This is a genomic window from Curtobacterium sp. 1544 (assembly GCF_040544915.1).
Classification (GTDB): Bacteria; Actinomycetota; Actinomycetes; order Actinomycetales; family Microbacteriaceae; genus Curtobacterium; species Curtobacterium pusillum_C.
The window spans coordinates 1-21134 of sequence record NZ_JBEPKX010000036.1 but is presented as its reverse complement, the minus strand read 5'-3'; the positions used below and the strand labels follow the sequence as shown (position 1 = coordinate 21134).

General features: G+C 71.9%; 21 protein-coding genes. 8 read left to right on the top strand and 13 right to left on the bottom strand.

Translation table 11 applies throughout. The features are described 5' to 3' along the window. Positions 1-12: 12 nt before the first annotated feature. On the bottom strand, positions 13-1320 hold the full coding sequence (locus ABIC61_RS16710) for an acyltransferase family protein (protein WP_354030823.1): 1308 nt from the start codon (positions 1318-1320) through the stop codon (positions 13-15). A gap of 169 nt (positions 1321-1489) precedes the next feature. Between ABIC61_RS16710 and ABIC61_RS16705 the strand changes: the two genes are divergently transcribed. Continuing rightward, the gene (locus tag ABIC61_RS16705) at positions 1490-1936 is read left to right on the top strand and encodes a Fur family transcriptional regulator (protein ID WP_354030822.1); all 447 of its coding nucleotides are present in this window, start codon (positions 1490-1492) and stop codon (positions 1934-1936) included. Positions 1937-2025: 89 nt separating this feature from the next. After that, on the top strand, positions 2026-3555 hold the full coding sequence (locus tag ABIC61_RS16700; protein ID WP_354030821.1) for a catalase: 1530 nt from the start codon (positions 2026-2028) through the stop codon (positions 3553-3555). A 77-nt stretch (positions 3556-3632) separates the two neighbouring features. Here ABIC61_RS16700 and ABIC61_RS16695 read toward each other — a convergent pair whose 3' ends face one another. The 3 genes from ABIC61_RS16695 to ABIC61_RS16685 form a co-directional block, all read right to left on the bottom strand. Continuing rightward, positions 3633-4199, bottom strand: a complete 567-nt coding sequence (locus tag ABIC61_RS16695; RefSeq protein ID WP_354030820.1) for a GNAT family N-acetyltransferase — start codon at positions 4197-4199, stop codon at positions 3633-3635. A gap of 125 nt (positions 4200-4324) precedes the next feature. Continuing rightward, entirely contained in the window at positions 4325-5194 is an 870-nt protein-coding gene (locus tag ABIC61_RS16690; RefSeq protein ID WP_354030819.1) for a VOC family protein, read from the bottom strand. A gap of 136 nt (positions 5195-5330) precedes the next feature. Then, complete coding sequence (locus tag ABIC61_RS16685) at positions 5331-6107, bottom strand: SDR family oxidoreductase (RefSeq protein WP_144756240.1); 777 nt, start codon at positions 6105-6107, stop codon at positions 5331-5333. A gap of 111 nt (positions 6108-6218) precedes the next feature. Between ABIC61_RS16685 and ABIC61_RS16680 the strand changes: the two genes are divergently transcribed. The 3 genes from ABIC61_RS16680 (at position 6219) to ABIC61_RS16670 (ending at position 8342) form a co-directional block, all read left to right on the top strand. Next, positions 6219-6785, top strand: a complete 567-nt coding sequence (locus ABIC61_RS16680; RefSeq protein ID WP_144756237.1) for a hypothetical protein — start codon at positions 6219-6221, stop codon at positions 6783-6785. Beyond that, positions 6782-7399: a signal peptidase I gene (gene lepB, locus ABIC61_RS16675; RefSeq protein WP_144756234.1), complete on the top strand. Its 618-nt coding sequence runs from the start codon at positions 6782-6784 to the stop codon at positions 7397-7399. The genes ABIC61_RS16680 and lepB overlap by 4 nt, the downstream gene beginning before the upstream one ends. 127 nt (positions 7400-7526) lie before the next feature. Continuing rightward, positions 7527-8342, top strand: coding sequence for a helix-turn-helix domain-containing protein (locus tag ABIC61_RS16670; protein ID WP_354030818.1), 816 nt, complete (start codon positions 7527-7529; stop codon positions 8340-8342). Positions 8343-8367: 25 nt separating this feature from the next. Here the strand turns inward: ABIC61_RS16670 and ABIC61_RS16665 are convergent, their stop codons facing one another. The 6 genes from ABIC61_RS16665 to ABIC61_RS16640 all read right to left on the bottom strand — a co-directional run bounded on the left by ABIC61_RS16665 (position 8368) and on the right by ABIC61_RS16640 (position 13323). Beyond that, positions 8368-9279, bottom strand: coding sequence for a DUF3800 domain-containing protein (locus ABIC61_RS16665; protein ID WP_354030817.1), 912 nt, complete (start codon positions 9277-9279; stop codon positions 8368-8370). Positions 9280-9443: 164 nt separating this feature from the next. Continuing rightward, the gene (locus tag ABIC61_RS16660; RefSeq protein WP_354030816.1) at positions 9444-9770 is read right to left on the bottom strand and encodes a hypothetical protein; all 327 of its coding nucleotides are present in this window, start codon (positions 9768-9770) and stop codon (positions 9444-9446) included. Between the two features lie 10 nt (positions 9771-9780). After that, entirely contained in the window at positions 9781-10407 is a 627-nt protein-coding gene (locus ABIC61_RS16655) for a response regulator transcription factor (protein ID WP_354030815.1), read from the bottom strand. Then, complete coding sequence (locus ABIC61_RS16650) at positions 10404-11618, bottom strand: sensor histidine kinase (RefSeq protein ID WP_354030814.1); 1215 nt, start codon at positions 11616-11618, stop codon at positions 10404-10406. Before ABIC61_RS16650 ends, ABIC61_RS16655 begins: the two co-directional genes overlap by 4 nt. A gap of 23 nt (positions 11619-11641) precedes the next feature. Next, the gene (locus ABIC61_RS16645; RefSeq protein ID WP_354030813.1) at positions 11642-12412 is read right to left on the bottom strand and encodes an ABC transporter permease; all 771 of its coding nucleotides are present in this window, start codon (positions 12410-12412) and stop codon (positions 11642-11644) included. Then, a complete protein-coding gene (locus tag ABIC61_RS16640; RefSeq protein ID WP_354030812.1) occupies positions 12409-13323 on the bottom strand; it encodes an ABC transporter ATP-binding protein in 915 nt (304 codons plus the stop codon). The genes ABIC61_RS16645 and ABIC61_RS16640 overlap by 4 nt, the downstream gene beginning before the upstream one ends. A gap of 138 nt (positions 13324-13461) precedes the next feature. On the opposite strand from ABIC61_RS16640, the gene ABIC61_RS16635 reads away from it, so the two are divergent. Continuing rightward, positions 13462-14655 (top strand): PP2C family protein-serine/threonine phosphatase, encoded by a 1194-nt coding sequence (locus tag ABIC61_RS16635; RefSeq protein WP_354030811.1) that lies wholly within the window; start codon positions 13462-13464, stop codon positions 14653-14655. Positions 14656-14994: 339 nt separating this feature from the next. On the opposite strand, the gene ABIC61_RS16630 is transcribed toward ABIC61_RS16635, so the two are convergent. Together ABIC61_RS16630 and purD are read right to left on the bottom strand one after the other, a co-directional pair. Next, positions 14995-15864, bottom strand: a complete 870-nt coding sequence (locus ABIC61_RS16630; protein WP_354030810.1) for a phosphoribosylaminoimidazolesuccinocarboxamide synthase — start codon at positions 15862-15864, stop codon at positions 14995-14997. Further along, the gene (gene purD / locus ABIC61_RS16625) at positions 15861-17129 is read right to left on the bottom strand and encodes a phosphoribosylamine--glycine ligase (RefSeq protein ID WP_354030809.1); all 1269 of its coding nucleotides are present in this window, start codon (positions 17127-17129) and stop codon (positions 15861-15863) included. Before purD ends, ABIC61_RS16630 begins: the two co-directional genes overlap by 4 nt. Before the next feature lie 57 nt (positions 17130-17186). Between purD and ABIC61_RS16620 the strand changes: the two genes are divergently transcribed. Then, positions 17187-17549 carry a sterol carrier family protein gene (locus tag ABIC61_RS16620; protein ID WP_354030808.1) on the top strand — a complete coding sequence of 121 codons (363 nt, stop codon included), beginning with the start codon at positions 17187-17189 and terminating at the stop codon, positions 17547-17549. 330 nt (positions 17550-17879) lie between these two features. Here the strand turns inward: ABIC61_RS16620 and ABIC61_RS16615 are convergent, their stop codons facing one another. Further along, positions 17880-20453 (bottom strand): helix-turn-helix transcriptional regulator, encoded by a 2574-nt coding sequence (locus tag ABIC61_RS16615; protein WP_354030807.1) that lies wholly within the window; start codon positions 20451-20453, stop codon positions 17880-17882. A 108-nt stretch (positions 20454-20561) separates the two neighbouring features. Here ABIC61_RS16615 and ABIC61_RS16610 point away from each other — a divergent pair, with 108 nt between their 5' ends. Next, positions 20562-20975 (top strand): hypothetical protein, encoded by a 414-nt coding sequence (locus ABIC61_RS16610; RefSeq protein ID WP_354030806.1) that lies wholly within the window; start codon positions 20562-20564, stop codon positions 20973-20975. Positions 20976-21134 lie beyond the last annotated feature (159 nt).

Below are 21134 nucleotides of genomic sequence, written 5' to 3'. Positions count from 1 at the left end.
GTGAGAACCGGTTCAGATCCGCGTGACGCCCCGGGCCGGCACCGTCTTCGTCAGCAGCCACACGCCGGCGGGGACGAGCAGCGCACCGAGCAGGGCGGCCCCGAACGACAGGTGCAACTGCATGACGACGAACGCGGGGCCGATCGTGCAGAGCGCGGCGACGGCGAGCACCGGCCACGCCGGGCGGTCGGCGCCGGGCAGGAGCCGGGGGAGCGGACGGTCGAACCAGCGCAGGGCCCGCGCGACCCCGAGCGCCACGCCGAGCAGGACGACCAGTGCGACCGCACGCGTGGCCCACCACGGCGCCGAACCCGGGTCGGGGAACGGCACGCCGACGAGCAGTGCCACGCCGTTCAGCGCGATGAACAGCGGCAGGTGCCACAGGTAGATCGTCATGCCGTCCCGGCCGAGCAGGAACACGGTGGCCTGCGCCGCACGCGTCCGCATCAGCCGGGTGAGCGGCGCGTGCGCGACCTGCACCAGGCAGGCCTGGCTGACGGCGAGGACCGCGAGCGGCAGCATCGGCGGGTTGAGGTCCTGCAGCATGTCCGGCGCCCACAGGCCGATCGAGGTCATCGGGACGAGCAGCGCGTACCCGGCCGCCGCGATGACCACGAGCAGGACCCGGGACCGTCGTGCGAACCACCCGTCGGCCCAGAGGAAGCCGATCTGCTGCGCGAACAGCCACACCGGTCCGAGGTTGAGCAGCCCGACCTCGGCGGTGCCGGTCGCGAACCGCAGGGCGTCGACCGCGGCGGCCAGGAGGAACAGCACCCCGAGGGTCCGCCAGGGGGCGCGTTCGTGCAGGCGCACCATGAACGGCACGCAGCACTGCGTGATGCCGTAGGCGGCGAGGAACCACAGCGGCGACCCGATGCCGAACGCGACCTCGGCCAGCAGGGCCGGCGGGGTCCCGAGCGCGGTCGCGATGCCGAGCCCGATCGCGAGCATGGCGAACAGGGGGATCGCGGGGCGGAAGAGCCGGACGAGCCGGGAGGCGAGGTAGTCGCGGGCGCCGCCGCCCCGCGCGACCGTGCTCCGCCACCCGACCGCGCTGGCGAACCCGCCGACCACGAAGAACAGCGGCATCACCTGGCCGATCCAGGTGGCGGCCACGTACCAGGGGAGTTCCTGGAGGGGGCTCGTCACCGCGATGCCGTCGGGCCCGGCGGCGACACCGACCATCGTGACGTGCACGAAGACGACGAGGACGACGCACGCCGTCCGGATGAGGTCGACGACCAGGTCCCGCTTCGCGATGATCCCCCGGACGTCCTGAGCGTGGTTCGCCTGCACGGGCAGGCCCTGCTTCGTGGACATGTCCGGACGCTAGCGCGAGGTCGTGGCATCCCAGCGTCGTTCCAGCTGATCGCGACCGGATCGTGACACTTCGTATTCCGGTTGCGGCATACTTCGACGTCGCCAACCGTCCACGCGACTGGTGTACAGTGGCGATGTTGTCTTGATCTCTGCAAAAGAAAGGCTCAGCATGGACGTCGACGCCGACCTGCTCCGCGCCTCCGGTCTCCGGGTCACGACACCGCGGCTCGCCGTCCTCCGCGCCACCGAGACGATGCCGCACGCGACCGCCGACGACATCGTCACGGCGCTCGCCGCGGAACTGCCGACCACCAGCCACCAGGCCGTGTACGGCGTCCTCGCGGCGCTGACCGGCGTCGGACTGGTCCGCCGGATCGAGCCAGCAGGCAGCCCCGCCCGGTACGAACGCCGGACGGGCGACAACCACCACCACGTCGTCTGCACGATGTGCGGCGCGATCGAGGACGTCGACTGCGCCGTCGGGCACGCGCCGTGCCTCACGCCGTCGGAGACCCACGGCTTCGCGGTCACCACCGCCGAGGTCACGTACTGGGGCATCTGCGAGCGGTGTGCGGCGGCCGAGCGTGACGACGCAGCGGCACCCGTCACGGCCTGACAGCACCGCGATCCCCGGCGACCAGCCGAGGCCCCCTGAGCAACCCGAGCACCCCTGACCGAACCAACCGTTCCACCCAAGGAGGAACCGTGTCCGACCAGAACACGACGCCCGGCCAGCCGGCCGGCACCCCCACCACGACGACCAACTCCGGCGCCCCTGTCTCGAGCGACCAGCACTCCATGGGTGTCGGCGCCGACGGCCCCCTCGCGCTGCACGATCACTACCTCGTCGAGAAGCTCGCGCAGTTCAACCGCGAGCGCGTCCCGGAGCGGGTCGTGCACGCCAAGGGCGGCGGCGCCTTCGGTACCTTCACCGTCACGCAGGACATCAGCCGCTTCACCCGTGCCGCGTTCCTGCAGCCGGGCAAGCAGACCGAGATGCTCGCGCGCTTCTCGTCGGTCGCCGGTGAGCAGGGCTCCCCGGACACCTGGCGCGACCCCCGCGGCTTCGCGCTGAAGTTCTACACCGAAGAGGGCAACTACGACCTCGTCGGCAACAACACCCCCGTGTTCTTCATCCGCGACGGCATCAAGTTCCCGGACTTCATCCGCTCGCAGAAGCGCCTGCCGGGTTCGCACCTGCGCGACCACGACATGCAGTGGGACTTCTGGACCCTCTCGCCCGAGTCGGCGCACCAGGTCACGTGGCTCATGGGTGACCGCGGTCTGCCGGCATCGTGGCGCGAGATGGACGGCTTCGGCTCGCACACCTACCAGTGGATCAACGCCGAGGGCGAGCGCTTCTGGGTGAAGTACCACTTCCTCACCGAGCAGGGCCACAAGACCCTGACGCAGGAGGACGCGGACCGCATCGCCGGCGAGGACGCCGACTTCCACATCCGCGACCTCCACGCCGCCATCGAGCGCGGCGACAACCCGCGCTGGACCCTCAAGGTGCAGGTCATGCCCTACGAGGACGCCGCGGCCTACCGCTTCAACCCGTTCGACCTGACGAAGGTGTGGCCGCACGCGGACTACCCGCTCATCGAGGTCGGCACGATGGAGCTCAACCGCAACCCCGAGAACTACTTCGCGCAGATCGAGCAGGCGACCTTCGCTCCTTCGAACTTCGTGCCCGGCATCGCGGCGAGCCCGGACAAGATGCTCCTCGCGCGCATCTTCAGCTACGCGGACGCCCACCGCTACCGCGTCGGCACGAACCACGCGCAGCTGCCCGTGAACGCCCCGAAGAACGAGGTGCACTCGTACTCGAAGGACGGCGCCATGCGCTTCGACTTCCAGAAGTCCGAGGTGCCCGTCTACGCGCCGAACACGCTCGGTGGTGCGCACGCCGACCCCGCCGCGACCGACGACACCCCGGGCTGGGAGTCCGACGGTGCGCTGCAGCGCTCCGCTGCGACGCTCCACCCGGAGGACGACGACTTCGGCCAGGCCGGCACCCTCGTCCGCGAGGTCCTCGACGACGCCGCCCGTGAGCGCCTGGTCGGCAACATCGCCGGGCACGTCTCGAAGGTGACGCGCGACGACCTGCGCGAGCGTGTGTTCGCGTACTGGACGAACGTCGACGCCGACCTGGGTGCGCGCGTGCGCGCCGCGGTCGTGCCGAGCGCCCCGGGCTCGAACGAGGACCCGGAGACGGTCGCGGTCGAGGCGTAAGCCCAGCGAGACCCCTGACGGACGGGAGGCACGGTGCCAGCTGGCACCGTGCCTCCCGTCCGTCGTTCAAGCGAGTTCTAGACCTGCTGGCCGTTCAGCCAGATCGGGCCGGCCGGCCAGTCCTCCAGTCGCTCCGCGACCGGCAGGACCATCCAGCCACCCTGCTCGGTCTCCGAGATGCCGGCGCCGTCCGCGGTGAACGCGGAGAACGTGCCCACGGCACCGTCGATCTCGTGCCAGCCCATGCGTGCGTAGAACGGGATGCGGTTCTCCCCGGCACCGAGGAACCCGTACGGTACGCGGAGCCCCTCGAGCACCGCGTGCGTGCGGGTCATCAGCTCGCGACCGACCCCGGTTCCCTGCAGCCGAGGCGACACGGCGACGATGCCGGTGTCGCCGACGAGCACGTCCTGGCCACCGACCGTGATGAACATGCGGCGGATGCCGACGTGGGCGAGGACGACGCCGTCCTCGCTCCGGCCGATCACGCGCCGCTCGGGCTGCATGCCCGCGTAGTCGCGGCCGCCCACGTACCAGTGCGACCAGTCGGGGAAGGCCTGCCCGAGCAGCGCTGCGATCGCTTCGTGGTCGGGGAGCGACAGCGTGCTCTCCTCGACCACCTCCCACCGGATGTCTTCAGTCACGGGTCCATCCTGCCGGAGTGCGACCGGCGCCGCGGGCCGAGATTCGGCGGCAGCGACACTTCTCGCGCGGATGAGCGCGAGAAGCGTCGCTCAGGCCGAGAACTCAGTGCCCGTGCGGGCAGCGGTCAGCCCCGACCCGGCGCCGTGACCTCGATGCGGTTCGCCCACGGGTCCTCGAACGCCACCGTCCGGCCGTCGTCGGCGGTCTGCACCCCGGTGTCGTGCATGCGGGCGACCAGTGCCCCGAGGTCGTCGGCGGCCGGGACCTCGATCCGCACGAGTCCGAGTCCCAGGGCGAGCTGGCGGCGTCCGGCACCGCGGGAGTTCCACGTGTTCATCGCCATGTGGTGGTGGTAGCCGCCGGCGCTGACGAACAGCGCCTCACCCCAGCCCGCGGTGGTGGCGAAGCCGAGCTGGTCGACGTAGAACTCCTTCGCCGTGGCGACGTCGCCGACGGAGAGGTGCACGTGGCCGACGCGTCCCGGAGCGACGGCCGCACCGTCGAGCGCGGCGGACGTCAGGTTCTCCCGCAGGAACTCGTTCGGGTCGACGTAGATGGTGGCCATGTCGACCATGCCGTGCGTCCACGACCACTCGGTGCGGTCGCGGTCCCAGTACAGCTCGACGCCGTTCCCTTCCGGGTCCGTGAAGTAGAACGCGTTGCTGACCAGGTGGTCGGCGCTGCCGGTGAACGTCTGCGGGTACTTCGTCGCGACTGAGTACAGGGCTGCAGCGAGGTCGGCCTTCGTGTCGAACAGGATCGCGGTGTGGAACAGCCCGGCGTCGTGCGGGCCGGCGTGCTGCATCGACGGCGCGTGCTCGAGGATGACGATCGGCGTCGCGCCACGACCGAGCACGGCGACACCGCCCTCGTTCGAGAGCAGGGAGAGCTGGACGCCCTCGCGGTAGTACCCGATCATCCGGTCGAGGTTCGCGACCCGGAGCGTCACGGCGCCCATCCCGGTGTCGGCGGCGAGGAGGTCCTGCGTGTGCATGTCACCAGTGTGCGCCGAAATGGTTGACGCGTCAACTAAATGCTCGCGGGCGCCGGCGTGCGGGCATGCGACAACGCCGATGTCGTACGACGTCGGTCATGACGCAAGGCCGCGCGCGCAACAGTTGCCCGCGCGCCTACTTCGCGCTGAACCCGCCGTCGGACTTCAGGAGCTGCCCGTTCACCCACCCGCCGTCCGGCCCGCAGAGGAACCCGACCAGCGCCGCGGTGTCGCTCGGCATCGACGGGCGCCCGCCCGGGGTCTGCGCGATCGCCGACTGCCGGATCTCCTCGGTCATCCACCCGGTGTCGTTCGGCCCCGGGTTGACGAGGTTCGCGCTGACGTGCACGTCCGCGAGCTCCTGCGCGGCCCCGACGACCAAGCGGTCGAGCGCGCCCTTGCTCGTGCCGTACGGCAGGTTGAACGCGACGTGGTCGCTCGTGAGCGCGATCACGCGTCGGCGGTCCTCCGGCGCTGGCGCCCCCGCCCGCAGGCGTGCGGCGTACGCCTGGACGAGCAGGAACGGCGCCCGCACGTTGACGGCCATGTGCCGGTCGAACGACTCGAGCGTGGTGGTCTCGAAGTCGGAGTCCACCGACTCGCAGTGCGACATCACGATCGCCGTGACGGGCGCGCCGGCCTCCGCCTCGGCGCGGCCCACGAGCGCGGCCGCCTGTTCCGGGTCCGCCAGGTCGACCGGGAGGCGCGTCACGCGTGCGCCCGCGTGCTCGCACTCGGCGACGACGGAGTCGACGCCGTCCGGATCGGCCGCACCGTGCACGCGGGCGTCGTACGGGCCCCACCACGAGATGGCCAGGTCCCAGCCGTCGGTCGCCAACCGCGCCGCGATCGCGGCGCCGATCCCGGCTCGTCGACCGACACCGGTCACCAGGGCGAGGGGTCTGTGGGACATGGGTCGTGCCTCCAGTCGGGGTCGTCGCAGCGGTGCGCCGACGCGCCCAGCTTGGCATCGCACCCGGTGTCCTGTCGGCGGAGCGCGCCGGGACAGGGCCAAGATGGAGGGATGCCACGCACACGACGTCTGCCCGACCGGCCACGCGGTCGCCGCGGCGGCCGTCCGGACCCGTCCGAGTTCCCCGTCGAACAGATGCGCGACCGCATGTCGTCGTACATCTACGGCAACATCACGGTGCTCGCCGCGGCCATCGCCGTCGACCCGCAGGCGATCCACCACGGCTCGGCCGTGTGGGCCGTGCTCGCGACCGCGGTGCTGACGTACCTGGCGCACGTCCTCTCGCACCTCGTCGCGCACGGGTTCGGCGCCGACGACTCCGAGACGGACGACGCCCGCCGCGAATCGGTGGCCACCATCGTGCGCAACGCCAACCCGATCGCGACGTCCGGCCTGATCCCCGCGGTGCTCTACGCCGCGGCGTGGATCGGGTGGATCCCGGCACCATGGGCGCAGACCGCCGCGCTCGTGATCCTGGCCGTCCGCATCGGCATGGTCGGCGTGTTCATGCAGCGGTTCAGCGGGAAGCGTCCGACCTTCCTCGGCCTCTGGGGCGGCATCGTGCTCGCCGCGGTCGCCTTCGTCATCGGGTTCGTGAAGGTGGTGCTGACGCATTGAGCGAGCAGACCGTGCCGGTGCGCAAGCGCCCCGGGTGGAAGTTCCTGCGCGACCTCGTGATCATCGTGGTCGCGGCGTTGCTGGCGTCGTTCCTGGTGAAGGCGTACCTCGTCCGGTCGTTCTACATCCCGTCGGCGTCGATGGAGAACACGCTCCTGATCGGAGACCGCGTGCTCGTGAACGAACTCGTGCCGGGTGTCGTGCCGGTCAGGCGCGGCGACGTCGTGGTGTTCCAGGACCCGGGCGGCTGGCTCGGCCCCGGGCAGGGCGACGACCTCATCAAGCGGGTCATCGGGCTGCCGGGCGACACCGTCTCGTGCTGCGACACCCAGGGACGGCTGTCGGTGAACGGCCACCCCGTCGACGAGTCGTACGTCGTGCTCCAGCCGGGGTCCGACCGCGTTTCGCTGCAGGACTTCTCGGTCACCGTGCCGAAGGGGCAGCTCTGGGTGATGGGTGACAACCGGTACGAGTCCGCGGACTCCCGCGCGCACGGGACCGTGCCGGTGTCGGACGTCGTCGGGCGAGCGTTCCTGACGACGTGGCCGGTGTCCCGGTGGACGGTGCTGTCGCGGCACGCGGATGTGTGGGACGGGGTGCCCGACCCGTCGTGATCTCGGTTCATGTGCTCGCCTGCCTCGTCTCGCGACGTGGACGGGGGACTCGCGTGTGCCTGCGCCCCGCGGTAGCGTTCGGTGGCCCGCCGGACCCGGCGCGCCGAACGCCGATCGGAGGGATGCCATGACGTCGTCCGAGCAGACGTTCGACTACGTCACCGGCGGCGACGACGAGGTCTCCCTGCGGAAGATCCGCACCGACGGCCCGCAGTCCGGCACGATCGGCCCCCGTCCCGACCACGTCGTCTTCGTGCTCGCCGACGGGCACGCGACGCTGACCGCCGACGACGGCAGCGAGTGGGAGGTCGAGGCCGGCCGCCCGATGATGCTCTCCGCACCGGTCGCCTACGCGTTCGACACCGACGCGACCGCGATGACGCTGCTGCACATCGCCCCGGCGGTGCTCGGCGACGGTGACGAGCTCTCGGAGTTCGTGCAGCCCGCACCCGCGGACCCCGGTGTGGAACCCCTCCTCACCCTGTTGAACGAGGTCACCGACCGCATCCTCGACCCCACGCTCGTGGGTGCCGAACGGGCAGCCCTGAACCGACGGGTCGCCACCGTCGTGCTCTCGACCTTCACCCGCTCGCGCTCGGACGTGGAGGGCCGTCTCCGCCGGGCGATCCGGTTCGTGCACGACCACGCGGGGGAGGACCTCACGGTCGCGGACGTCGCGGCGGCGGCGGACCTCAGCGAACGCGGGCTGCAGGACCTGTTCCGTCGGCGGCTCGCGGTCACGCCGATGCGGTACCTGCGTGAGGTCCGGCTCGACCGGGTGCACCTCGAGCTCGCCGCCCGACGGAACCGGCTCGTGACCGTCGGTGACATCGCGCGGGCGTGGCGGTTCGCGCACCTCGGGCGGTTCGCGGCGGCCTACCGGCGGCGGTTCGGGGAGAGCCCGCACGAGACGCTGCGGCGGTCGGGGCGTGCGGAGGGGTGACTGCCCGCGCCGCGTCAGGCGCCTGTCAGCGATCCGTCGCACCGGAGGAGTGTGCGCGTTCCGCTGCTGCCTTGATCCGCCGCGTGATGGCCGCCGGGATGTGGGCGCCGAGAGCACCGTCGGGGTGCAGTGGCCGGTTCGGGCGGAGTACGTCTGAGTGGTGGAGATCCGGGACCGATCGGTGCCACAGGTGCAGCTTCGATTCGTGCGTGAACGCACCACGCAACGAAGCCAGCTCCTTGCATCTCGGCACCCAGTGGTAGGGCGACGTGCGCAGCAACTGGTAGTCGATGGCTCGAGTCGCACATGCCGCGATCCAGTCCGCGAACTGGATGTTCGCGCTCAACTGGCTGTCGACGTGCATCGGCGGTTCGATGATCCGCCGCATCTCGGGATGATCGGCTGCCCGCCCGAGGATGTGTCCGTACATCTCGGGGAGCCGTGCCGCACGGGTCTTCTCGTTCACTTGATCGATGATGACCATGAGGTTCGCGTCCCGTGAATCCGCGTGTCGGGCCAGCCGGTTGAGCGCCTCCCGCATCGACGTCGTCTCACGGCCGTCCGGGTCGAGCCTGGTCTGCTTCGGTGTGCCGATGGGCTTCTCGTCGGCGTAGTAGAAGAGCGATCCCCCGAGTGTCTTCACCCGTTGCACGAGCCCGGCGAACACACGGATCTGCTCGGGGTAGCGCTGCAGGCTGTCCGGTCGGAAGATGCTCGCTCCCTTCCGCTCCCACCGACCTGGGTGCGCGGCAGCCTCGATCTCCGTCCGGAAGAGCGTCCGTTTCTCGCGGTCGAACTCGGCACCGAACTGTCTCGCGCGGGCGGCCGGGATCACGAAGCCGGCATAGCCGAACGCCGGGCTCGTGTTGAACCGTTCGTGGTCGCGCGCGATGAACGCGCCCGTCTCCCCGATCTCGTCGATGTACGCCAGCAGCATCGCCTCACGCCCCTCACAACGCAGAAACCCACGCTCACGCGTGGGTTTCTCGAGTCGGCGCTCAGAGAACTGTTTCATCTCCAGCTACCGAGAGCGACTTTACCGAAAGGATCCGAGGCGGAGCAAGGCAGGGCGTCTGATCCATCCTGACTCACATCTGATATTCAGGATCGGCAGCCCGTCGTCGTCAACGTCACGGCAGCCACCTCGTCGTTCGACACCGTCGTCTTCTGCGGGCAGAGCTCGTTCGCCCGCACGGTGACCTCGCCGAGGGGGACCCCCGCGAAGTTCGCGGTGCCGCCCGGGAACACCCGCTGGTGCTCGGAGAGCTTGCCGGTGGACGCGAAGACCTTCACCTCGTAGGGGTGGTCCGCCGCGTTGGCCGACACGGTCACGGAGACCTGCCCGGTGGAGTCGTGCGCACCGCAGCCGGCGAGCGTCAGGACCGCGGCGAGGCCGAGGACGAACACGGGGACGACACGACGGAGCACACCGGCAAGGCTACGCCGTCCCCAGGAGCCAGCCGTTGTCCGCGGCGACCCGGAGCGCTTCGGTCGCGTTGCGCGCGGCGGTCTTCCCGATCGCCGACGACAGGTGGTTGCGGACCGTTCCCTCGGACAGGTGCAGGGACCCGGCGACCCCGGCCACGGTCGGTGCCGTCCGGAAGGCGATGAGCACGTCGGTCTCCCGCGGGGTGAGCGGGGACGGGCCAGCGGCGAGGGACTCCGCGGCGAGCACGGGGTCGACGACCCGGAACCCACCGGCGACGCGACGGACGGCGTCGGCGAGCTGTTCGGCGGGGGTGTCCTTCACGACGAACCCCGCGGCCCCGGCCTCCAGCGCACGGCGGAGGTACCCGGGCCGGCCGAACGTCGTCACGATGAGCGATCGGCACCCGGGCAGCGCGCGGGCGAGGGCGGCGGCGGCGGTGAGGCCGTCGGCACCGGGCATCTCGACGTCGAGCAGGGCGACGGTGGCGCGCGAGGACCGTGCTGCTTCGAGGACCTCGTCGCCGCGGGCCACCTGGGCGACGACCTCGATGTCCCGTTCGAGCGACAGCAGGGACGCCAGGGCACCCCGGACGAGCGCCTGGTCGTCGGCGAGCAGCACTCGGATCGTCTCGGTCATCGTCGCTTCCTCTCGACCCGCAGCAGGAAGCCGCCGAGGTCGCTCGTGCCGGTGGTCAGGCTCGCCCCGACGGCGTCCGCACGCTCCCGGAGCCCGCGCAGCCCGTTGCCGGGAGTGGTGGACGCGGCATCCGGGTCGAGCAGCCCGGTCCCGTCGTCCCCGATCGTGAGGGCGGTCCGCGTCAGCGCGACCCGGACCCGGCTGGCGGCAGCGTGGCGGACCACGTTCGTGACGCCCTCGCGCAAGACCCACGCGAACAGGCTCCGCACGTCGTCGGCCGCCGCGTCGCCGTCGGTCGGGAGCACCGCGTCGATCGCCGCGGCTTCCAGTGCCGCGCGCGCCGACACGAGTTCGGCGTCGAGATCGGCCTCCCGGTACCCGCTGACCGCCCGCCGGAGGCCCTGCAGCGCCTCGCGGGAGAGCCGTTCGACGTCCTGCATCTCGGTCTTCGCCCGGGCCGGGTCGACGTCGACCAGCCGTGCGGCGAGCTCGGACTTCATCGCCACGACGGTGAGCGAGTGACCGAGGACGTCGTGCAGGTCGCGGGAGAACCGTGCGCGTTCCTCGACCACGGCGAGGCGGGTGATCTCGTCCTGCGCGACCCCGAGTCGCTGCTCCGCCTCGCGCTGCCGGCCGAAGAAGAGCATCGACGCCCCGACGGACACGGTGATGACCGGGGCGAAGAGGATGCCGCTGTTCACCGCGGCGTCCCACCCGGTGCTCGCGGCGACGAGGAACTGTGCGCCGAGGATCGCGAGCACGACCGCCCCGGCGACCCAGAACCGCTCGGCGACGAACCCGGACAGCGCGGCGACGAGCAGCCAGGTCCAGACGGCGAGGGGTCCGACGACGAACAGCAGCATCCCCGCCAGCAGGGCGACGCCCGCCAGCACGACGACCCGGCCGCGCAGGCTCCGCCGCCACATCAGCTCCGGCGCGAACAGGTACGCCGCGTAGACGACGGCGAGGGCGATGGTCGAGACGACGTGCGCCCGGAGGCTCCGCCCGTCGCTCCAGACGGCGATGATCTCGAGCACCTGCCAGAGGAGCGCGAACACCGCGCCGGTGTACCAGCGGCGCCGCCCGATGCGGATGTCGTCGTCGCTCGCGCCCGGAGGGACGGCCCACGGGAACGAACGGGGAGACGGCCTGGAGGCGCGTGGTGCGTTCTCCGCGCCACGCGCCTCGGCCGTCTTGGTCGCCTCGGACATCCGTGCCAGCGTAGGACCGTCGGTCACTGTCGCGCCGCGTCGCGGCGGTAGCGCCACGCGATCACCGCGGCCAGGACGATCGCCCAGCCCGCCAGGACCATCGCCGGCTCGGCCATGCCCGAGGCCCCGGTCGCCCCGGCACCCATCTGCCCGATGCGGTTCAGCCAGTACGAGGGCAGCAGGTGTGCGACGGAACCCATCCAGTCCGGCATCACCGACAGCGGGACCCAGAGCCCGCCGAGGATCGCCAGGCCCATGAACACCACCATGAACAGCGGCTGCGCGAAGGACGGCTTCGCGAACTGCCCGATCAAGATGGCGATGAGCGCGAACGGGATCACCCCGCACCAGATCCCGAACCCGGCGGCGAACCAGTGCGCCGGGTCGAGCGAGGCGTGCAGGCCCACGGTTGCGACGAGCACCGTGATGACGATCGACACCGCGGCGAAGGCCATCGCGGCGATCACCTTCGACACCATGAAGCCCCACCCGGACAGCGGCGTGACGCGGAGCTGCCGGTTCCAGCCGATGGACCGTTCGTTGACGATCGCGAACGCCTGGCTGAGCGCGGCCATCATCGCCCCGTACGAGGCCATCTGCAGGGTCGTGACGACGAGGTACTGCAGGCGCGTCGTCGGGTCGGTCTGCGAACCGAACGCCGAGCCGAACACGAGCAGCATGATCACCGGGACGGCGAAGGTGAACACCATCGCGCGGACGTTGCGGAGCTGTCGCTTCGTCTCGAGGTACACGTAACGGATCGGCAGCCGGCCGGACGCGGTCACGGTGGTCATGCGAGGACTCCTTCGGGAGCGGTGTCGGCGGTGAGCGCGAGGAAGGCGTCGTCCATGGTCGAGGCGACCACCTGGATGTCGTGCGCCTGCGGGAACGTGGTGAGGAGGGCCCTGAGGGTGTCGTCGCTGCGGTCCGAGCGGAGCGTGACGGAGTCGTGCCGCGCCTCCAGGGAGACGACACCAGGCAGACCGCGCAACGTGACGTGCGCGTCGGTCCCCACCCCGGAGAACCGGACCGCGCGCGTGGCGGTGATCGCCTTGATCTCGGCGGGCGTGCCGTCGGCCACGATCTGGCCGGCGCGCATGATGACGATCCGGTCGGCGAAGGTGTCCGCCTCGTCGAGGTAGTGGGTCGCGAAGACCACAGTTCGCCCGGCGTCGGTGAACTCGCGCATCGACGACCAGAACGTGTGCCTGGCCTCGACGTCCATCGCGGCGGTCGGTTCGTCGAGCACCAGCAGGTCCGGGTCGGAGACCACGGCGACGGCGAACCGCGCCCGTTGCAGCTGCCCCCCGGAGAGCTTGTTCACCCGGCGGCCGGCGATCTCGGTGCAGCGTGCTCGGCGGAGGGCCTCGTCGACGGGCATCGGACGACGGTGCGCCGCGGCGACGAGGGCGACCGCGTCCCGGACCGTCATGTCCGGCAACAGCGCGCCGCCCTGGAGCATCGCCCCGACCCGGCCGGTGACCACCGCGGAGCGGGGTTCCTCGCCGAAGAGCAGGGCCTTGCCGGTCGTCGGCGTGGACAGCCCGAGCGCGAGGTCGACCGTCGTGGTCTTGCCCGCGCCGTTCGGGCCGAGGAGGGCGACGACCTCGCCCGGACGGATCGTCAGGTCGACGCCGTCGACCGCGGCCACGGCGCCGAAGCGCTTGCGGAGGTCGCGGAGCTGGATGACCGGTGTGTCGTTCATGGCCCCGAGCCTGGCGTGCGGAGGGATCCGGGCCCGCTGTCGTGCGTCACGGATCCGGCATGACATCTGTCACGGTCGGACCCGGCGTCCTCCGTACTGGGGACTGGGACTGTCCGGTAGGCGCGTTAGCGTTGGGGCATGCACCTCGACTCCGCCGTCTCCGACCGCACCGCGCCGGAAGCCGTCCGGCGGGCCGCGCTGCTCGCCGCGCTCGACGTCGTCGAGGGTGGTGCCGAGGAACGCTTCGAACGGATCACCCGCATTGCACGAGAGGCCTTCGGCGTGAGCGGTTCGTTCCTCAACCTCGCCCGCGAGACCGACGTCTTCATCAAGTCGCAGCAGAGCGACACGGTGTTCGGCCCGACGATCCCGCTGCAGGACACCTTCTGCGGCCGGACCCTCGCGATGGAGGGCCCCGTGGTCGTCCCGGATGCCCGTGCCGACGCCCGGTACGCGGACATGCCGATGGTCGTCGACGACCCGAACGTCCGCTTCTACGCCGGGGTGCCGCTCCGTGCGGGAGAGGACGACGTCAAGGTCGGCACGCTCTGCCTCATCGACCCGCAGCCCCGCACCCTCGACCCCGACGACCTCGCCCTGCTCCAGGAGCTCGGCGTCTGGGCGGAGCGCGAGCTGGCCGCCGGCGCCGACGAGGACCGCCTCCGCTCGGTGCTCGCCGGCCTCGAACCCTCCGCCGTCGACCTGCCCGGGTACCGCGTCGGGGGCATGTCGAAGCCGCACGGCGTCGTGTCCGGCGACTTCCACGACTGGCACCTCGACGGGGACTCGCTCGTGGTGACCGTCGCGGACGTCATGGGCAAGGGGATGTCCGCCGGGCTCCTCGCCGCGACCATCCGCGGTGCCCTGCTCGCGCGGGGGACGGCGTCCTCGAGCGATGCCGTGGCGGCGCTCGAGGCGCAGGTCGGCCCCGACCTGTCCCGAGCGGAGTCCTTCGCGACCCTGTTCCACGGACGCCTGACGACCGCGACCGGACGGATGGAGTTCACCGACGCCGGCCACGGCCTCGCGATCCAGCTCCACGCCGACGGGACCGAGAGCGTGCTGCGCTCCTACGACCTGCCGATCGGCCTGCACCCGGTGGGGGCCGCACGGGTCACGGGCACGCTCGAGCTCGAGCAGGGGGACGTCCTGCTGCTCGTCAGCGACGGGGCACTCGAGCTGTGGGACTCCACGCTGGCGTCCCTCGGTGCGCTCGGGGCGATGTGGCGTGACGCGCCGGACATCGACGTGTTCCTGGGGCGGGTGCGGGCCCGTGCGGTGACCCACGACCCGGGGGACGACCTGACGGTCGTCGTCGTCGCGCGCGACTGACGCCCGCGCGGGTCGCTCGCCGAACGGGCACTATTCGTCGCGCTCGACGCCGGTGGGCGGCACTTCGTGCCCGCTCGGCGGAAGCGAGTGGCGTGTTCTGCCCGGTCGCCCGGGCAAGTGGCGGGCGTGCGGCCTGGAGGCGCGGGGCGGCCCCGCCTCGTCCCTCACGTCCGACGCGCGCGGGGTCGGACATCGAGCGGGCACTATTCGTCGCGCTCGACGCCGGAGGGCGGCACTTCGTGCCCGCTCGGCGGACGTGAGCGGCGTGTTGTGCCCGGTCGCGGGCAAGCGGCGAAGCGGGCAGGCGGGCACGCCAGCGGGCGTGCGCCCGCTGGCGCGCTACGCGCCGAGGCGCTCGATGAGCTCGCGGTAGCGCTCGGCCGTCCGGGTGACGATCTCCTCGGGCAGCACTGGGGGCTTCCCCTGCCGGTCCCAGTTCGCGCTGAGCCAGTCCCGCACGATCTGCTTGTCGAACGACTCCGTGCGGTTCCCCGACCGGGCGTCCCAGTAGCGGCTGGAGTCGCTCGTCAGGACCTCGTCCGCGATCCGGATCTGCCCCGACGCATCGCGCCCGAACTCGAACTTCGTGTCCGCGATGATCACTCCACGCGACAACGCGATCGCCGCCGCTTCCGAGTACACCCGGAGCGACAGTTCCCGCAGCGCCGCAGCCGCCTCGGCACCGACCAGCGCCACGGTCTGCTCGAACGAGATGTTCTCGTCGTGCTCGCCCTGCGGCGCCTTGTACGCCGGCGTGTAGATCGGTTCCGGCAACTGGTCGCCGTTCGACAGCCCGGCGGGGAGCGGCACGCCGCAGACGCTGCCGGACTCCTGGTACTCCGCCCAACCGCTGCCGACCAGGTACCCGCGGACGACGCACTCGACCGGGAACATCTCGAGCGGCATCACGTGCATCGACCGCGAGGCCACCGATGCGGGCACCGGGGTGCCGCCGGCGGACGGCGCGATGAGGTGGTTCGGGACGTCGGCCAGCCGGGTGAACCAGAAGCGTGACAGCCGCGTCAGGAGCTCGCCCTTGCCCGGGATCGGCGGCTCGAGCGCGAAGTCGTAGGCGCTCACCCGGTCCGAGGCGACGAGCAGCAGTTCGGAGGCGCTCGCGACGTCGGCGGTGCCGGTCGGGACGTAGAGCTCCCGGACCTTGCCGGACGACACGTGCTGCCAGCCGTCGAGCACGGGTGCCGGGCTCATCGGGTGACCTTCGCGGCGATGTCGGTGCGGAACTGCGCGCCCTCGAGCGTGATGTCGCCCAGGCCGGCGTACGCGCGGTCGCGGGCCTCGGCGAAGGAGGACCCGGTGGCGACGACGCTCAGCACCCGGCCCCCGGTCGCGACGAGCTGGTCGTCGAGGACCCCGGTGGCGGCGTGCGCCACGGAGACCCCCTCGCGGGCGTTCGCGGCGTCGATCCCGGTTATCGGACGACCGGTCTGCGGATTCTCCGGGTAGCCCTCGCTCGCGAGCACGACCGCGACCGCTGCGTCCGGACGGAACGACGGTGTCGGGGTCCCGCCGAGCTGACCGGTGGCCGCGGCGAACATGAGGCCGCTCAGCGGGGTCGCCAGGCGGGGGAGGACCACCTGGGTCTCCGGGTCGCCGAAGCGCGCGTTGAACTCGATGACCCGCACGCCCTGCTCGGTGACGATCAGGCCGCAGTAGAGCAGCCCGACGAACGGCGTGCCCTCGTGCTCGAGTCGGCGGACGGTGGGGAGAGCCACCAGGTCGGTGACCTCGTCCACGAAAGCGCGTTCCGACTCCCAGCGGTCGGCGAGCCACGGCAGCGGCGAGTACGCGCCCATGCCGCCCGTGTTCGGCCCGGCATCGCCGTCGCCGAGGCGCTTGTAGTCCTGTGCGGGGGTGAGCGGCCGGACGTCGTGCCCGTCGCTCAGGAAGAACAGCGAGACCTCTTCACCGTCGAGGAACTCCTCGACCACGACGTGGCCGTGCTGGAGCCAGTAGGTGGCGTGGTCGATGGCGGCCTGGCGGTCCTCGGTCACCAGGACGCCCTTGCCCGCGGCGAGCCCGTCGGCCTTCACGACGTACGGGGCACCGAGTTCGTCGATCGCCGCGACGGCTTCGTCGACGGTGCCGGCGTAGACCGGACGTCCGGTGGGCACGGCTGCCTCGGACATGATGCGCTTGGCGAAGGCCTTCGAACCCTCGAGCTGCGCGGCGGCCTTGCTCGGTCCGAACACCGGGATGCCCCGGGTCCGGACGGGGTCGGCGACGCCCGCGATGAGCGGCGCCTCGGGCCCGACGACGACGAGTTCGATGCCGTTCTCGATCGCGTACTCGGCGACGAGCGCACCGTTCGTCGGGTCGAGGGACACCGTCTCGACGTCGGCGGCGATGCCGGCGTTGCCGGGCGCAGCCGTGATGACGTGACCGGCCCGCTCAGCGAGGAGGGCCGTGATGATCGCGTGCTCGCGGGCACCGGAACCGAGGACGAGGATTCGCACCCGATCACCCTACCGATCCCGACTCGCCGGTTGCGATGCGACGGCTAGCCTGTGGACATGCCACCCAGGAGGATCGAGGACGCCGAGGGCCGCGCAGCTCTCGCCGCCGTGCAGCAGGGCTCGACCGCCCGGCCCGACCTGGCGACCGCGGTCCGCTGGTCGTTGCAGCGCCTCGCCGACGAGGTCCCGGGCAACAGCGTCGAGGTCCGCGTCCCACCGTTCGCCGCTGTGCAGGCCGTGCCGGGCCCGCGGCACACCCGTGGGACCCCGCCGAACGTCATCGAGACGGACGCGGCGACGTGGTTGGCGCTCGCCACCGGCGCGCTCCGCTGGGACGAGGCGGTCGCGCAGTCGCGCGTCAGCGCGTCCGGATCGCGTGCCGACCTGACGGCGTTCCTGCCGGTCCGGCTGGACGTCTGAAACGGTCCGCGGCGACGGACGGGAGGCGCGTGGCGGGCCCGACCCGTGCCTCCAGGCCGGTACGCACGCACTTGCGTAGGTGGACTAACCGAATTAGGTAGTGCCTACTGATGTGACGTCACCAACCGGCCGAATACCGTAGAAGTCGCCGGGATTCGGACCCGACCCGAACGGGTCCGAACCCGGCGACAGGGTCAAAGGTACGCGACATTTGTCACACCGTGTCAACTGTTCCGGCGAGTCGTGCTGCATTCCGCAACGGACCTGCGACTTCCGGACGGTCCGTTGCGCCCGGAGCAGCAGTTCACGGAGCGCAGCAGTTCACGGAGCTCACAGCAGCTCGGCGAGCTCCGTGCGCGCGTGCAGGTCCCACTTCGTGAACACCCGTGACAGGTGCGCGTCGATCGTCCGCACGCTCAGGCCGAGCGACTCCGCGATCCGCCGGTTGCTCAGGCCCTCGGCCGCGAGCTTCGCGACCTCGTACTCGCGGTTCGTCAGGGGTGTCTTCGACCGGCCGGCGGTGACCGCCATGCCGTGCGTCGCCAGGACGCCCTGCGCCGCGATGATACGGGTGCGGTCGTCCGCGCGGATCGCGTCGGCGTACTCGACGATCGCGCCGGCGAGCGGGCCGTCCACCCGCGCGGCCGCCGTGCGCATCCGGTCGAGCGACGCCGCGGAGTCCCGCCCGTTCAGCATGTCGTTCGTGTAGTGCAGCGTCTGCGCGTACATGACGTGGGTCCAGGACCCGTTCGCGGTGCCGCGCTCGATGATCTCGTCGGCGTGCCGGAGACCGGCCGGGTTGCCGAGCACGGCCTCGGCCCACGAGATCGTCACGGCGACCTGCTCGCCGATGATCCGCATCGCCCGGAGCGGTGTCGACCGTGCCCGTTCGAGCGCTGCCGTCGCCTCCTCGGCGCGACCCGCGTAGGCGTACGACATCGCGAGCCGGGCCCACGGGTACGCCGCGAAGCCGCCGTGGTCCGCCACGTCGTAGCGCTCGCAGGCGGCCGAGAACGCGGCGACGGCGTCGTCCCAGCGGCGCTGACCGAGCGCGAGGTTGCCCTCGCCGATGAGTTCCAGGGTGAAGTCGTACTTCAGGTACGGGCTGGAGCGCCGGACCGGGACCTCGGTGATGAGCTCGGCGATGTCGCCGCGCCAGACCTGCAGCTGGTGCATGACGGAGACGATCTCGCCGACGCTCCACGGGGCGTCCTCGAGGTGCTCGACCGCGGTCGCCAGACACGCCTTCCCGAGGGCCGCGGCGTCGTCGAGCCGACCGGCGGTCGCGAGGGCCATCACCGCGCACGGGGCCAGGCAGAGGAACGCGAACGGGATCGTCGGTGCGTGCACGATGCCCGTCCGCTCGAGCTCGGCGCGGACCTCGTCGAAGCGGCCGCCCCAGCCGAGGTGCGCCAGCCGCAGCAGCCGGAGCCGCTCGGCCCCGTCGGCGGACACGAAGCGGACCGCGACGTCCGTCAGGGCCACCGCGGCCAGGGTGTCGTCGTCGTGGAACTGCCGGATGTTGGCCAGGGTCTCGCACGCCTCGATCACCGCGGTGTCGTCGACCTCGTCCGGGGCGGAACGGACCACGGCCCAGGCGGCCTCGGCGTCCGCCCGGCCGGCCTCGCGACCGGTGCTGTACGAGTACGCGAGGGACCGGAGGCAGTGCGCGGCCACCCGTTCGGTCGGGGTCAGCGTCGTGCGGAGGGCAGCCGAGGCCAGGGCGACGGCGCTCTCGTGCTCCTGCAGCCGGACCGCGACCTGGGCGCCGTCGAGCAGCTGGTCGACGGGCGGGAGCACGCCGCACTCGAGCGACCAGAGCGCGGCGCGGAGCCGTGCGGCGGGCGGTGCACCCTCGGGGCGGTCGGTGCGGAAGGCGTTGGCGCGGGCGAACAGTGCGGTGCGCCGCGCCACCGGGACGAGCGCGCGGACGACCTCGCCGACGAGCGGGTGCGACGGCCGGACCACGGCCGCGCCGTCCTCGAGCGAGTCGATCCGGACGAGCCCGAGCGCCACGACGCGGTCGACGTCCCCGCCGCTGACCAGACCGACGAGCCGGGCGAGGGGGATGGGGTCGGCGAGGGCCACGATGTCGACCACGTCGCGGAGGTCCTCCGGCAGGGAGCCGAGCTCGGTGCGGTACATGTCCGCGAGGCTGTTCGACGCCGTCACCCGGCCGCGCCAGTACCACCCGGTGGCGGTCTGGTCGAGGGCTCCGGAGGCGAGCGCGGACCGCACGACCTCGCGGATGTAGAGCGGGTTGCCGGCCGTCGCACGGTGCACCCGCTCGGCGGAGGCGGTCTCGAGCTGGGCACCGAGGGCCTCGGCGATGAGCGAGGACGTCTCGTGCAGGTCGAGCGGCTCGAGGTCGATCCGCTCGAGCAGGTCGTCCTGCCACAGCGCGCGGAGGGGCTCGGGCAGCGCCGTGAAGTCACGGCAGGTCAGCACCAGACGCGCACCCTGCTCCCGCACGAGCCACGAGACGTACCGCGCCGAGATCGCGTCGAGGTGGTCGGCGTCGTCCACCCGGAGCAGGACGTCGCGGTCGGCGAGGTCCTCGGTCTCGCGGAGGCGCTGCTCGGCCCCGCCGGCGCCGACGAGTTCCGCGAGCGATCCGGGCAGTTCGCCGAACCGCTCGGCGACGGCGCCGAACGGCATCGACCGGCTGGCAGCCACCGCGGTGATCGGCACGACGAGGGTCCGGCCGGAGGTGTCCCGACCGGCGACACGGTCGGTCACGCGAGCGGCCGCGGAGCTCTTGCCGAGGCCCGGCGCGCCGACGAGGGCGACGCTCCACCGGTGCTCGGCGACGACGGAGACGGCCCGGTCCTCCTCACGACGCTGGAGGAGCGGCCACGCCACACGGGCCGGGACACGGGCCGCACGTGCTGTCCGTTCGCGCATCCGCCTCACCTCCTCCGCGTGGGATACCGATCGGTGTCGACCATCCTCCCCCGGATCTGACCGCCCGTGCAGGCCTGAGCACGTCCCACAGTGGGGGACAATGGACGGGTGAGCAACACCGATCGACCCGACGAACGACCGGCTCCGGCGCCGAACGCCGTCACCTCCTCCGACGAGGTGACGATCCGCCGTGCCCCGAAGTTCGGCGTCTTCATCGTGGGCGGGGCGCTCCTCGGCTTCGTCGCGACGCTGATCGTCGTGTCGCTGACCATGAACATCGACCGCGGCGACCAGCAGGAGACCGCGAGCTTCGGCAGCCTGGTGGGGTACTTCAGTCTGTGGGGCGTCACCATCGGCGCCTTCGTCGGCGCGGTGGTCGCGGTCGTCCTGGACCGCGTGTTCGCGCGACGGGCCGCTCGCCTCACGGCGGAGCGCGTCGAGGTCGAGCTGCCGCCCGAGACGGTCGAGGGTGAGATCGAGGACCACGGCGACGCTGCCGGGGGCAGCGACCGGACGCGGTAGACGCGACCACGAACGGACTGGAGGCGGGGGGGGGGGGGGGGCCCCCCCCCCCCCCCCCGGGGGGGGGGGGGGGGGGCCCCCCCCCCCGCCCCCCCCCAGAACCCCCCGCCCACACCGCCAGCGGCCCCCACGGCCCCCCGGCGGGGTGGGGGCGACCCC